The following is a 13,084-nucleotide window of genomic DNA, read 5'->3' as shown; positions in this document are numbered from 1 at the left end:
CCTTCCTGGGTGAGCGAGAACAGCACGCAGAAGTGGGCCGCGGGCGCGGCGACCGGGATCGGGTCGATGCCGGGCGGGGACGCGCGGGAGGCGGCGAAGACGGTCACCGGTTCGCTGGAGGCCTTCCCGTATCTGCCGGAGCTCCCGGCGCGGGGGCCCGGCGCCGACATGATCGGGCGGACCCTCGGGCTGCTCGTCGAGGTCTACGGCCATGTGGAGCCCAGCGGCTGGCGGATCAGCGACCGGCCGGGCCGCGACACCCGGCGCGCCCGCTCCTGGCTCGGTGAGGACCTCGACGCCCTGGAGGAGTTCACCCAGGGGTACCAGGGGCCGCTGAAGATCTCGGCGGTCGGGCCCTGGACACTGGCCACCGCCCTGGAACTGCGCAACGGCGAGGCGGCCCTGAGCGACCCCGGGGCCTGCCGTGATCTCGCGGCGTCGCTGGCCGAGGGGCTGCGCGGCCATCTCGCGGACGTACGGCGACGGGTGCCGGGTGCGCGCCCGGTGCTGCAGCTCGACGAGCCGTCGCTGACGGCCGTGCTCCAGGGGCGGGTGAAGACCGCGAGCGGCTACCGCACCCACCGGGCCGTGGACCGGGCGGTCGTCGAGGACGCGCTGCGCGATCTTGTCGCGGTCGCGGACGGCGGGCCCGTTGTCGTCCACTCCTGCGCGCCCGGGGTGCCGTTCGGGCTGCTGCGGCGGGCGGGTGTCACGGGCATCTCGTTCGATTTCGCACTGCTCACCGAGCGTGAGGAAGAGGCGATCGGTGAGGCCGTCGAGGGCGGGACGACGCTGTTCGCAGGCGTGGTGCCGGGCGTGGACGGCCGATTGTCAGACCCTGCCGGTAGCGTCATGGGTGTCAGGACGCTGTGGCGCAGGCTGGGGCTGGCACCAGGGATTCTCGGCGAGTCCGTGGTCGTCACCCCGTCGTGCGGACTCGCGGGCGCTTCGCCCGCATATGCCCGCTCCGCCCTCGCCCACTGCGTCCGGGCGGCGAGATCACTCGCAGACAACCCTGAGTGACCGCACTCAAGGACCACGGGAGGACAAGACAGTGGCTGGCGAACAGCACGCAGCGGAGTCCAAGGTGCCCGCAGCGGCGCGGGAGAAGCACGCGCAGCTCGCTGAGCAGATCGAGGAGCATCGCTTCCGGTACTACGTGAAGGACGCCCCGATCGTCAGCGATGCGGAGTTCGACACGCTGCTGCGCTCCCTCCAGGCCCTGGAGGACGAGCACCCGGAGCTGCGCACCCCGGATTCCCCGACCCAGAAGGTCGCCGGCGCGTATGCCACGGAGTTCACCGAGGTCGAGCACCGCGAGCGGATGCTCTCGCTCGACAACGCCTTCGACGACGAGGAGTTGGCGGCCTGGGCCGAGCGCCTCGCCGGCGAGCTGGGCGGCGACCCCAAGAGCGCCGGGTACCACTTCCTGTGCGAGCTGAAGGTCGACGGTCTCGCCGTCAACCTCACCTACGAGCACGGCCGGCTGACCCGCGCCGCCACCCGAGGCGACGGCCGTACGGGCGAGGACATCACCCCCAACGTCCGGACGATCGCCGAGATCCCGCACCGCCTCAAGGGCGACCGGATCCCCGATCTGGTCGAGGTGCGCGGCGAGGTCTACTTCCCGATGGAGAAGTTCCTCGACCTCAACGAGCGGCTGGTGGCCGACGGCAAGCCCCCGTTCGCCAACCCCCGTAACGCCGCTGCCGGTTCGCTGCGCCAGAAGGACCCCAAGGTCACCGCCACCCGGCCGCTGCACATGGTCGTCCACGGCCTCGGCGCCCGCGACGGCCTGGAGATCGACCGCCTGTCGGAGGCGTACGACCTGCTCAAGGAGTGGGGCCTGCCGACGGCCACCCACAACAGGGTCGTGGACTCCCTTGCGGCGGTCCGCGAGTTCATCGCCCACTACGGCGACCCCGAGACCCGCCGTACGGCCGTCGAGCACGAGATCGACGGGGTGGTCGTCAAGCTGGACGAGATCCGGCTGCAGGGCAGGCTGGGCTCCACCTCCCGGGCGCCGCGCTGGGCGATCGCCTGGAAGTACCCGCCGGAGGAGGTCAACACCAAGCTGGTCGACATCCGCGTCGGCGTCGGCCGTACGGGCCGGGTCACGCCGTACGCCGTGGTCGCGCCGGTGACCGTGGCCGGTTCCGAGGTGGAGTTCGCGACCCTGCACAACCAGGACGTGGTCAAGGCCAAGGGCGTGCTCATCGGGGACACCGTAGTGATCCGCAAGGCCGGCGACGTCATCCCCGAGATCCTGGGGCCGGTCGTCGATCTGCGGGACGGCGACGAGCGGGAGTTCGTGATGCCGGCCGAGTGCCCCGAGTGCGGGACGGCGCTGCAGCCGGCCAAGGAAGGCGATATCGACCTGCGCTGCCCCAACGCCCGTGGCTGCCCCGCGCAGATCCGCGAGCGGCTGTTCTATCTGGCCGGCCGCAAGTGCCTGGACATCGAGAACTTCGGCTATGTCGCGGCCACGGCGCTCAGCCAGCCGCTGGAGCCCGCGGAGCCTCCGCTGAAGGACGAAGGCGATCTTTTCGGCCTTTCCATCGAGCAGTTGCTGCCCATCAAGTCCTATGTCCTCGACCCCGACTCCGGTCTGCCCAAGCGCGATCCGAAGACCGGCGAGGAGAAGGTCGTCACGTTCTTCGCCAACCAAAAGGGCGAGCCGAAGAAGAACGCCCTGGCCATGCTGGAGAACATCCAGGCCGCCAAGCAGCGCCCGCTGGCGCGCATCCTGACCGGCCTGTCGATCCGGCATGTGGGTCCGGTGGCGGCCGAGGCGCTGGCGCGGGAGTTCCGCTCCATCGACCGCATCCGGGAGGCGGACGAGACGGAACTGGCCGCGGTCGACGGCGTCGGGGCCACGATCGCCGCCTCGCTGAAGCAGTGGTTCGCCGAGGAATGGCATCAGCAGCTCATCGAGAAGTGGCGGGCCGCCGGTGTCCGGATGGAGGAGGAGCAGACGGGGCAGGAGGGCCCGCGCCCGCTGGAAGGCGTCACCGTCGTCGTAACGGGCACACTTCAGTCACACACCAGAGATGGCGCGAAAGAGGCCCTCCAGAACCTCGGAGCGAAGGTGACCGGTTCCGTTTCGAAGAAGACCGGTTTCGTAGTAGTGGGCGACAACCCCGGCTCGAAGTACGACAAGGCCATGCAATTGAAGGTCCCCGTACTGGACGATGACGGCTTTGCGGTGCTGCTGGAACAGGGTCCCGACGCGGCACGAGCGGTAGCCGTCACTCCGCCTGAGGAGGAGTGAGGTGTCACCCCATCAGCGCATACCAGATTGATCCCGGACGCCGGGTCGCATTCGGGCAACCGTCGCCGATCGCTGCCCGCGGCGGCCTTCCGCGGCCTAACCTGGTGGGGTGCGCCTGCCGTGGCGCGGGCTCAGCCGGCTGTGAGAGGGATCGGAATGAAACCGACCGACAGCGCCGCTCCGGCGTCGCGGCTCCGGCGGCTCGTCGTGCCCGCGTTGCCCGCGGCCATCGTCATCGTGGCGGGCCTCGCGCTCGCCACGGGCGTGATCTGGACTTTCGGCAAGGGTGACGCGCTGTTCCCCGCCGGCTCGGTGGGCTGGTCGCTGGCGATCCTCACGGGCGTCATCGTCGGCCATCTGGTCGCGCTCGGCCGCGACCGCTGGTGGGGCGGCACGGGATCCGGCGCCGCCCTCGCCCTCGCCGTCCTGCTGCTGTACGGCTGGGTGCCGGCCACCCTCGTCAGCCTCTCCGTCGTCGTCCTCGTCGGCGCCGCCCGCCGGCACCGCTGGCGACAGGCCGTGGTGCACGGCGCCGTGGACATCCTCGGCATCGGCGCCGCGGCCCTCGGCCTGGCGGCCTTCGGCGTGGTCTCCAGCGTCCGCCAGCCCTGGAGCCCCAAGGCCTGGGACCTGGCCGTACTCCCCGAAGTCATGGTCACCGCCGCCGGCTATCTGCTCGTCAGCCGCGCCCTGTTGTGGATCAGCCTCGCCCCCCGCAGCGGAACGCTGCCCGCGATACCCCGCACGGCCGTCGTGCGCCAGGCACTGGTCGGCATCGCGCTCCTCGGCATCTCCCCGCTGATCGCCGTCTGCGCCGTCCACGCCCCCCTGCTGCTGCCGCTGTTCGCGGTCCCGCTCATCGCGCTGGACTCCACCCTCTGGATAGCCCGCGCCCGCGCCGAGGAGCAGCTGCGCGATCCGCTCACCGGCCTGCCCAACCGTCAGTGGCTGCTGGAGCGCACATGGACGGCGCTGGACGAGGCCGAGCGGGTGGGCGTCCGCTCGGCCCTGGTCCTGATCGACCTGGACCGCTTCCGGTCGGTCAACGACACCCTCGGCCACCTCGCCGGCGACCGCCTGCTGCTGCAGATCGCCGACCGGCTGCGGCACGCCCTCCCGCGCGGCGCCGAGGCGGCCCGGCTCGGCGGCGACGAGTTCGCCGTCCTGCTGCCCACCACCGACTCCCTCACCAGCTCCCAGCGGGTGGCGCGCAACCTCGTCGCCGCCCTCGGCTCCCCGCTGGACCTCGACGGACTGACCCTCGTGCTCGAAGCCAGCGCGGGGGTCGCCGTCTTCCCCGACCACGCCCTCGACGCCGAGGGGCTGCTGCGCCGCGCCGACGTGGCGATGTACCAGGCCAAGCGCGACCGCAGCGGGGTCGAGCTCTACGAGGCCAAGCGGGACGGGAACACCCCCGACCGGCTCGGGCTGCTGGGCGATCTGCGCCGCGCCCTGGACGCCGGCGACGTCGAGCTGCACTACCAGCCCAAGGTGGGCTTCGACGGGCACGTCGCCGGGCTGGAGGCGCTGGTCCGCTGGGTCCACCCGGACCGCGGCCGGGTCCCACCGGACGAGTTCATCGCCATCGCCGAGTCCTCCGGGCTGATGCCCAGGCTGACGGAGTACGTCCTGGAGACCGCGCTCGCCCAGGTGGCGCGCTGGCGCGCGATGGGCCTGGAGGTGCCGGTCGCGGTCAACGTCTCCCCCCGCGATGTGCACTCCCCGGGCTTCGCCGGCGCGGTCGCCGCCCGGCTCGCCCGACATCGGGTCCCACCAGGCGCCCTCCAACTGGAGATAACCGAGCATGTCCTCCTGGAGGACCCGCAGCGGGCCGCCGACACCCTCGCCGGGCTCACCGCCCACGGGGTGAAGATGTCCCTCGACGACTTCGGCACCGGCTACTCCTCGCTGGTCCACCTGCGGCGCCTCCCGGTCAGCGAGCTGAAGATCGACCGCTCCTTCGTCGCCCGGCTCGCCGTCGACACGGAGGACGCCGAGATCGTCCGCTGCACCCTGGACCTCGCCCACTCCCTCGGCCTCCTGGTCGTCGCCGAGGGCGTCGAGGACGACGAGACCTGGGAGCGCCTGCGCGACCTCGGCTGTGACGCCGTACAGGGCTGGCTGGTGGCGGCGGCGATGCCACCGGACGAGACCACGGCCTGGCTGAGGGCCCGCGGTGAGCACGGCTGGCACCGCGAGTCGGAGACGGCCGCCCTGGCGGCGGAGAAGGCAGCCGAGCGCCCTTCGGGACAGGTCTTGAACTGACCCGGCCACCGGCCGTCCCGTGTCCCCGCTCCGACAATGAAGACAGCGATCAGAACGACCGGACCGACCGGACCGACCAGACCCACCAGAGCGACCCGAGCGACGCTGGCGACGGCGCCGACGATCACGGCGCCGACGATCACGAAACCGGCGAGGACCACGCCGAACGCGACCGGCACCCAGAGGGCGCGGAGCACGCGGAGGACGACGGAGGCGACACCTCCGCAGGCCCGCGTCCTCCGGCTTCCGAGGCCCCGTGACCGGTGCGACGCCGGGGCGCGCCCGCCTCATGGGCGGCGCCCCGGTGAAAGGGTTTCGCGGCAGCTCCGCCGTACGCCATAGGATTGGGCCGGAAAAGTTCACCGGAGCATTCGCCCAGAAGACTCCGCCGGAACACTCCGCCCGGAACACTCCGCCAAGAACACCAGAGGATCGCTGCATGCCTGGCATCACGCGCGAGGAGGTCGCTCACCTCGCCCGGCTGGCACGTCTGGAGCTGCAGGACGAAGAGCTCGACCACTTCGCCGGACAGCTCGACGACATCATCGGCGCGGTCGCCCGCGTCTCCGAGGTCGCCGACCAAGACGTACCGCCGACCTCCCACCCGCTGCCCCTGACCAATGTCATGCGGCCGGACGAGGTCCGTCCGTCGCTCGCTCCCGAGCAGGCGCTCTCCGGCGCCCCGGCCCAGGAGCAGCAGCGTTTCAAGGTGCCGCAGATCCTGGGGGAGGAGTGACCGACATGGCAGACCTGATCAAGCTCACCGCCGCCGAGATCGCGGCGAAGATCGCCGCCGGCGAGCTCACCGCCGTCGAGGTGACCGAGGCCCACCTGGCGCGCATCGAGGCCGTCGACGAGAAGGTGAACGCCTTCCTGCACGTCGACCGCGAGGGCGCGCTCGCCCAGGCCCGCGCCGTGGACGCGAAGCGCGCCCGTGGCGAGAAGCTCGGCCCGCTGGCCGGCGTCCCGCTCGCGCTCAAGGACATCTTCACGACGGAGGGCATTCCCACCACCGTCGGCTCCAAGATCCTTGAAGGCTGGCTCCCGCCGTACGACGCGACGCTCACCAAGAAGCTCAAGGCCGCCGACGTCGTCATCCTCGGCAAGACCAACATGGACGAGTTCGCCATGGGGTCCTCGACCGAGAACAGCGCCTACGGGCCGACCGGCAACCCCTGGGACCTGACCAAGATCCCCGGCGGTTCGGGTGGCGGCTCCGCCGCCGCGCTCGCCGCCTTCCAGGCCCCGCTGGCCATCGGCACGGACACCGGCGGCTCCATCCGCCAGCCCGCCGCCGTCACCGGCACGGTCGGCGTCAAGCCCACCTACGGCGGCGTCTCCCGCTACGGCATGGTCGCCTTCTCCTCCTCCCTGGACCAGGGCGGCCCGTGCGCCCGTACGGTCCTGGACGCCGCGCTGCTCCACGAGGCCATCGCGGGCCACGACCCGCTCGACTCCACGTCCATCGACGCGCCCGTACCGCCGGTCGTCGAGGCCGCGCGCAACGGCAGCGTCGAGGGCATGCGGGTCGGCGTCGTCAAGCAGTTCCGCGGCGAGGGCTACCAGGCCGGCGTCATCCAGCGGTTCGACGAGTCGGTCGAGCTGCTGAAGGAGCTGGGCGCCGAGATCGTCGAGCTGGACTGCCCGTCCTTCGACCTCGCGCTGTCGGCGTACTACCTGATCGCGCCGTCCGAGTGCTCCTCCAACCTGGCCCGCTTCGACGCCATGCGCTACGGCCTGCGGGTCGGCGACGACGGCTCGAAGTCGGCCGAGGAGGTCACCGCGCTGACCCGTGAAGCCGGCTTCGGCCCCGAGGTCAAGCGGCGGATCATGCTCGGTACGTACGCGCTCAGCTCCGGCTACTACGACGCGTACTACGGCTCCGCCCAGAAGGTGCGGACGCTGATCACCCGCGACTTCGAGAAGGCCTTCGAGCAGGTCGACGTGATCGTCTCGCCGACGACGCCGACCACCGCCTTCCCGATCGGCGAGCGGGCCGACGACCCGATGGCGATGTACCTCGCCGACCTGTGCACGATCCCCACCAACCTGGCGGGCAACGCGGCCATGTCGCTGCCCTGCGGCCTGGCCCCCGAGGACGGGCTGCCGGTGGGTCTCCAGATCATCGCCCCTGCCATGAAGGACGACCGGCTCTACAAGGTCGGTGCCGCGGTCGAGGCCGCGTTCACCGGGCGCTGGGGCCACCCGCTGCTCGAGGAGGCACCCGCACTGTGAGTGGAAAGCTGGCCAAGGCCAAGGGCTTCAAGAAGTCCAAGCCCGGTACGTATCTGTCCATCGGCACCACGCTGTTCGGCGCGGTGAGCGTCGTCAAGCAGGCGAAGAAGGCCAAGACGGAGCAGGACACGCTCCAGATGATCGACGCCGTCGTCTCCGCCGCCGCCATCGTCACCGGCGTCGCCCTGCTCATCCGCGAACTGCGCCGTCTTGGCGACGACGACGTCCTCGCGGACTGACCCGGCGCCGGACCTGAGAGGTTAGTTTCACCGTGACTGTCACCGACCTGGTGTCGTACGAGGACGCGCTGGCCGCCTACGACCCCGTCATGGGGCTCGAGGTACACGTCGAACTCGGCACCAAGACCAAGATGTTCTGCGGGTGCTCCACCACCCTGGGTGCGGAGCCCAACTCGCAGACCTGCCCCACGTGCCTGGGCCTGCCCGGCTCGCTGCCCGTCGTCAACGCGACCGGCGTCGAGTCCGCCGTCAAGATCGGCCTGGCCCTGAACTGCACCATCGCCGAATGGTGCCGTTTCGCCCGGAAGAACTACTTCTATCCGGACATGCCGAAGAACTTCCAGACCTCCCAGTACGACGAGCCGATCGCCTTCGACGGCTACCTCGACGTGCAGCTGGAGGACGGGGAGGTCTTCCGCGTCCACATCGAGCGCGCGCACATGGAGGAGGACACCGGCAAGTCGACGCACGTCGGCGGCGCCACCGGCCGCATCCACGGCGCCCGGCACTCCCTCCTGGACTACAACCGCGCCGGCATCCCGCTCATCGAGATCGTCACCAAGCCCATCGAGGGTGCGGGCGAGCGGGCCCCCGAGGTCGCCAAGGCGTACGTCGCCGAGCTGCGCGAGCTCATCAAGGCGCTGGGCGTCTCCGAAGCCCGTATGGAGCAGGGCCAGATGCGCTGCGACGTGAACCTCTCGCTGCGCCCCAACGGCACGCAGAAGTTCGGTACCCGCTCGGAGACCAAGAACGTCAACTCCCTGCGCTCCGTGGAGCGCGCGGCCCGCTTCGAGATCCAGCGGCACGCCGCCGTGCTGAGCAGCGGCGGCACGATCGTCCAGGAGACCCGGCACTTCCATGAGGAGGACGGCTCCACGACCTCCGGCCGGATCAAGGAAGAGGCCGAGGACTACCGCTACTTCCCCGAGCCGGACCTGGTGCCGGTGGCCCCCTCCCGCGAGTGGGTCGAGGAGCTGCGCGGCACTCTGCCCGAGCTGCCGCGGGTGCGCCGCAACCGCCTCCGCGAGGAGTGGGGCATCAGCGAGCACGACATGCAGTCGATCCTCAACGCGGGCGCGGTCGATCTGATCGTCGCCACCGTCGAGGCCGGCGCGGACGCCGCCGCGGCCCGCAAGTGGTGGATGGGCGAGCTGGCCCGCCGCGCCAACGAGGACGGCGTCGAGCCGGCCGCCCTGGCGATCACCCCCGAGCAGGTCGCCCGGGTCGCCGAGCTGGTCGCCAAGGGAGACCTGAACGACAAGCTGGCCCGTCAGGTCATCGAGGGCGTCCTCGCGGGCGAGGGCACCCCGGACGAGGTCGTCGACAAGCGGGGCCTGAAGGTCGTCTCCGACGAGGGCGCCCTGGGCACCGCCGTCGACGAGGCGATCGCCGCCAACGCCGCCATCGCCGACAAGATCCGCGGCGGCAAGGTGGCCGCGGCCGGCGCCCTGGTCGGCGCGGTCATGAAGGCCACGCGCGGCCAGGCGGACGCGGCCCGGGTGCGCGAACTGATCCTGGAGAAGCTGGGCGTCGAGGGCTGACGCACCACCGATACCGGTATCGCCGAGCGGCCGTCCTTCTGCGGAAGGGCGGCCGCTTCCGTCGGCCCGGACCCAAAGGCGACGGCCACCACACCCAGGCCCGCCGCAAGCAGCATGCCGTGCCCTCCGCCTAACCGGCGACGTCCGTCACCACCTCCGCGAGAAACGCGGCCCAGGCGCCGGCGCTGAGGGTGAGCGTCGGGCCTTGGGGGGTTTTGGAGTCGCGGATGTGGATGGTGGGGCGGGGGGAGGAACAGGTGGCGACTTCGATGCAGTCGCCGCCTGCGCTGCCGCTGTAGCTGGACTTGAACCAGGTAAGGCCGCTGGAGAAGGACTGGGCTGCTGTGCTGGTCATGACTCTCCTAGCAAGTCGTCCAGCAGGCCCTTGGTCTCCTCAGGGGTGAGGGCCTGCGACCGCAGCATCCCATACACCTGCTGATACACACTGACCTCGTCCGGATCGTCGACCAGGAAGCTGATCCGTTGCGCCTCGATGTAGCCGAGGTGATCGTGGCCGGGGGTCTCCAGCAGCACGAGTGGACCATCCAGCGCGGCATGAGCAGCTCGGTCGGTCAGCATCACCTGTAGCCCCAGGAACGGCAGTTCAGTGCAGCGTCGGAGATGGCGGATCTGTTCGCGCAGGGTGTCCGGCCCGCCGATCGGTCGGTGGAGCACCACCTCCTCCAGGATGAAGTTGAGCATGGGCCTCGGCTTCTTGCGCTCCAGTAACTTCTGCCGGTCGAGGCGCGCGGAGACCCAGTCGTCGGCCTGGTCCTCGTCGAGGGGCGGATAGAGGCAGTCGAAGACTGCTCGTGCGTACGGCTCGGTCTGCAGCAGGCCAGGCACCACCTGGTTCTGGTACGAGAGCAGCGTCAGTGCCTCTTCCTCGTGCTCGACCAGGTTCTGCACGAACGCCGGCAGCTTCTCCCGCGCCGGAACCTTCCTCACCGCGACCGCCAACGCGCCCTTGGTGTCGAGGATTTCGTCGAACGTCTCGGCCAGATCGATCTTCAGTGCCCTGCGGCCCTGCTCGATCGAGCCGATGGTGTCCTCATGCAGGCCCACTGCCTCGGCCAGCGCTGGTTGCGTCATGCGGGCGGCCCGCCGGAAGTGGCTCAGCTGGGCTCCGATCACATGCCAGGACGTGATCCTCTTCGGTTTGTTCACCGGGTGCATGCGGCTTGCCTTCCCCCCGTCGTGACTGGCTGATGCGGAGTGGAGTCGTACACCGAATCTGTACGACTTCACGCTGTGGCTCAGCGTAATCACGGGGTGTGACAGTGGCGTCATGCACAAGGAGATCCAGGCTCTCTGCACCCGCTCGGCCTTCTTCCTTCGCGAGCGCCGTTCCGTGGCGCTGGCCAGGGAGTTCGTCCGTACCGCGCTGGCGGACTGGGACCTGAGACAGCGGGCGGACGACATCGTGCTCTGCGTGAGCGAACTGGCCACGAACGCCCTGCTGCACGGCGTCCCGCCGGGGCGCGGCTACCGGCTGTGGCTGGCGAGGGGGGCAACGGACGGGGTGTTGCGTGTGGAGGTGCATGACAGCGGGGGCGGGGAGCCGCGCCTGCCGGGGGCGGTCGTCGGCGAGGAGGCCGAGTCGGGCCGGGGGCTGCTGCTGGTGGCCGCGCTCGCCGACGCGTGGGGCGTCGGCGAGCCCGTACCCGGGAAGATCGTCTGGTGTGAGTTCCGCGTGGACGGCGCGGGTTACGGCAGTCCGTGCACGTGCGGCCCCACCGCCGACGACCACGCGTTGCCGTTCGCCGCGTCCCAGTTGGTGGACCAGGTCATGGCACCCCGTAGGCCGGGGTAGGTCTTCGCCGGCTTGAACGAGCCGCAGCCGGTGCCCTTGGTGAGGCAGTCCAGGGCGGCGTTGACGACGCTGGGGGCGACGTAGCCGCTGCCCGCGCCGCGGGTGGACGCGGGCAGGCCCAGGCCCACCTGCGAGGGGTCCAGCCCGCCTTCGAGCTGGATGCAGGCGAGCGCGGTGAGGAAGTCGACGCTGCCCTGGGAGTAGACCTTGCCGTCGCAGCCGAGCATGGAACCGCTGTTGTAGTACTGCATGTTGACGACCGTGAGGATGTCCTTGACGTTGAGCGCGGTCCGGAAGTAGCCGCCCGACGTGGACTGCATGTCGATGGTCTGCGGCGCCATGGTGAGCACGAGCCGGCCGCCCGCCTTCTGGGAGAGCGAGCGCAGCGCCTGCGTCATGTAGGTGGGATTGAGGCCGTTCTCGAGGTCGATGTCGACGCCGTCGAAGCCGTACTGCTGCATGAGGGCGTGGACGCTGTCAGCGAAGTTGGCCGCCGAGGCCGCGTCGTTGACGGACACCGTGCCCTTCTCGCCGCCGACGGAGATGATCACCGATTTGCCGGCGGCCTGCTTGGCCTTGATGTCGGCCTTGAACTGCTCGACGGTGTAGCCGCCCAGGCCCGCCGAGTCGAGGTGGAAGGTGACGGCGCCGGGTGTGGTGGTGGCGTCCGCGAAGGCGACCGCGATGATGTCGTACTGGCCGGGGACGTCGCTGATCTTCTGGACCGTGGCGCCGTTGTTGAAGTTCTGCCAGTAGCCGGTGACCGCGTGTTTGGGGACGGTGGGGTCGGTGCCGCCACCGGAGGGCGCGGTGGTGGCCGTGACCTCCGCGGAGCGGGCCGACTCTCCGGCGGCGTTGGTGGCGGAGACCTGGAAGCGGTAGGCGGTCGAGGGGCTCAGACCGCTGACCGTCGCCGAAGTGCCGTTCGTCGTACGGTCCTTGGCGCCGTCGCGGTAGACCGTGTAGCCGGTCGCGCCGGGTACCGGGTTCCAGGACAGGGCGACGGAGGACGCGGTCACGGCGCCGGCGGTCAGGCCGCCGGGGGCGGCGGGGACCTCGGGGCCGGGGTCGGTGCCGCCTCCGCCGTCGGGTCCCAGGACGCTGAAGTCATCGGCGTGGTAGGCGGGTTGTCCGTACCAGCCGTGGGTGTAGACGGTGACGGAGGTGGTCTGCGGGCCGGTGGTGAAGGTGGTCGAGAGTTCCTGCCACCCCGTGGCGGACGGGGTCCAGGTGGAGACGTCCGTGGTGCCGGTGCCCGAGGCGCCCAGATAGACGTAGGAACCCTGGACGTACGCGCTGAGCCGGTACGTCGCGGCGGGCTTGACGGCGACGGTCTGGGAGCAGGTGGCGTTGTCCGAGGCGGTGGGGGCGGCCTTGAGGGCGGCGGCGCCGCTGTGGACGGGGGAGGTCACGGTGCTGCCGCTGCCCGCCGAGCAGGTCCAGCCGCTGAGGCCGGATTCGTAGCCCGCGTTCCTTGCGACGTTGACGTCGGCGGTGGTGGACGCGGCGGTGGCGGACCCGGTGGGGGAGGGGGCGGGGGCGGCCGAGGCGGTCGTGCTCGCCGCGGCGGCGGCCACGACCGCGAGGAGCGTGGTGAGCAGGCGTCTGTGGCGGGACGGTCTGATGCGCGCGGTGCCAGGCATGGCTGTCTCCAGTGCCGAAGGGGAAACCCGGGGAACTGTGCGAGACGGTGGCCACCGCCGCCAGGGCCGTTCCGGCC

The 13,084-nt window shown here is 70.8% G+C and carries 10 protein-coding genes and 1 pseudogene; 8 read left to right on the top strand and 3 right to left on the bottom strand.

Features of this window, described 5'->3' with window-relative positions; genetic code table 11:
* Positions 1–9: 9 nt before the first annotated feature.
* From AC0680_RS10085 to gatB, 7 genes are all read left to right on the top strand, one after another.
* Positions 10–1,023 (top strand): methionine synthase, encoded by a 1,014-nt coding sequence (locus AC0680_RS10085; RefSeq protein ID WP_478626461.1) that lies wholly within the window; start codon positions 10–12, stop codon positions 1,021–1,023.
* Between the two features lie 31 nt (positions 1,024–1,054).
* Positions 1,055–3,271, top strand: coding sequence for an NAD-dependent DNA ligase LigA (gene ligA, locus AC0680_RS10080; RefSeq protein WP_478626460.1), 2,217 nt, complete (start codon positions 1,055–1,057; stop codon positions 3,269–3,271).
* Between the two features lie 156 nt (positions 3,272–3,427).
* Positions 3,428–5,536, top strand: a complete 2,109-nt coding sequence (locus AC0680_RS10075; protein ID WP_478626458.1) for a putative bifunctional diguanylate cyclase/phosphodiesterase — start codon at positions 3,428–3,430, stop codon at positions 5,534–5,536.
* 439 nt (positions 5,537–5,975) lie between these two features.
* Complete coding sequence (gatC, locus tag AC0680_RS10070; RefSeq protein ID WP_384431793.1) at positions 5,976–6,272, top strand: Asp-tRNA(Asn)/Glu-tRNA(Gln) amidotransferase subunit GatC; 297 nt, start codon at positions 5,976–5,978, stop codon at positions 6,270–6,272.
* Between the two features lie 5 nt (positions 6,273–6,277).
* The gene (gene gatA / locus AC0680_RS10065; protein ID WP_384431790.1) at positions 6,278–7,771 is read left to right on the top strand and encodes an Asp-tRNA(Asn)/Glu-tRNA(Gln) amidotransferase subunit GatA; all 1,494 of its coding nucleotides are present in this window, start codon (positions 6,278–6,280) and stop codon (positions 7,769–7,771) included.
* A complete protein-coding gene (locus tag AC0680_RS10060) occupies positions 7,768–8,010 on the top strand; it encodes a hypothetical protein (RefSeq protein ID WP_384431787.1) in 243 nt (80 codons plus the stop codon). The genes gatA and AC0680_RS10060 overlap by 4 nt, the downstream gene beginning before the upstream one ends.
* 32 nt (positions 8,011–8,042) lie before the next feature.
* Entirely contained in the window at positions 8,043–9,551 is a 1,509-nt protein-coding gene (gene gatB / locus AC0680_RS10055) for an Asp-tRNA(Asn)/Glu-tRNA(Gln) amidotransferase subunit GatB (RefSeq protein WP_478626456.1), read from the top strand.
* A gap of 130 nt (positions 9,552–9,681) precedes the next feature.
* Here the strand turns inward: gatB and AC0680_RS10050 are convergent, their stop codons facing one another.
* Together AC0680_RS10050 and AC0680_RS10045 are read right to left on the bottom strand one after the other, a co-directional pair.
* Complete coding sequence (locus AC0680_RS10050) at positions 9,682–9,906, bottom strand: DUF397 domain-containing protein (RefSeq protein WP_478626455.1); 225 nt, start codon at positions 9,904–9,906, stop codon at positions 9,682–9,684.
* A complete protein-coding gene (locus AC0680_RS10045; RefSeq protein ID WP_478626453.1) occupies positions 9,903–10,727 on the bottom strand; it encodes a helix-turn-helix domain-containing protein in 825 nt (274 codons plus the stop codon). Before AC0680_RS10045 ends, AC0680_RS10050 begins: the two co-directional genes overlap by 4 nt.
* Before the next feature lie 112 nt (positions 10,728–10,839).
* Between AC0680_RS10045 and AC0680_RS10040 the strand changes: the two are divergent.
* Positions 10,840–11,253 (top strand): annotated as a pseudogene (locus tag AC0680_RS10040) (ATP-binding protein); the annotation flags it as partial.
* 5 nt (positions 11,254–11,258) lie between these two features.
* Here AC0680_RS10040 and AC0680_RS10035 read toward each other — a convergent pair.
* Positions 11,259–13,007, bottom strand: a complete 1,749-nt coding sequence (locus AC0680_RS10035; RefSeq protein ID WP_478626451.1) for a chitinase — start codon at positions 13,005–13,007, stop codon at positions 11,259–11,261.
* Positions 13,008–13,084 lie beyond the last annotated feature (77 nt).

This window comes from Streptomyces sp. NPDC043738, assembly GCF_056436545.1.
This window is presented reverse-complemented; position numbering and strand designations above follow the sequence as displayed.

Coding starts and splice junctions, on each gene's coding strand:
- AC0680_RS10045 (WP_478626453.1), bottom strand. CDS start 10,727: ATGCACCCGGTGAACAAACCGAAGAGGATCACGTCCTGGCATGTGATC.
- gatA (WP_384431790.1), top strand. CDS start 6,278: ATGGCAGACCTGATCAAGCTCACCGCCGCCGAGATCGCGGCGAAGATC.
- AC0680_RS10035 (WP_478626451.1), bottom strand. CDS start 13,007: ATGCCTGGCACCGCGCGCATCAGACCGTCCCGCCACAGACGCCTGCTC.
- gatC (WP_384431793.1), top strand. CDS start 5,976: ATGCCTGGCATCACGCGCGAGGAGGTCGCTCACCTCGCCCGGCTGGCA.
- AC0680_RS10075 (WP_478626458.1), top strand. CDS start 3,428: ATGAAACCGACCGACAGCGCCGCTCCGGCGTCGCGGCTCCGGCGGCTC.
- AC0680_RS10050 (WP_478626455.1), bottom strand. CDS start 9,906: ATGACCAGCACAGCAGCCCAGTCCTTCTCCAGCGGCCTTACCTGGTTC.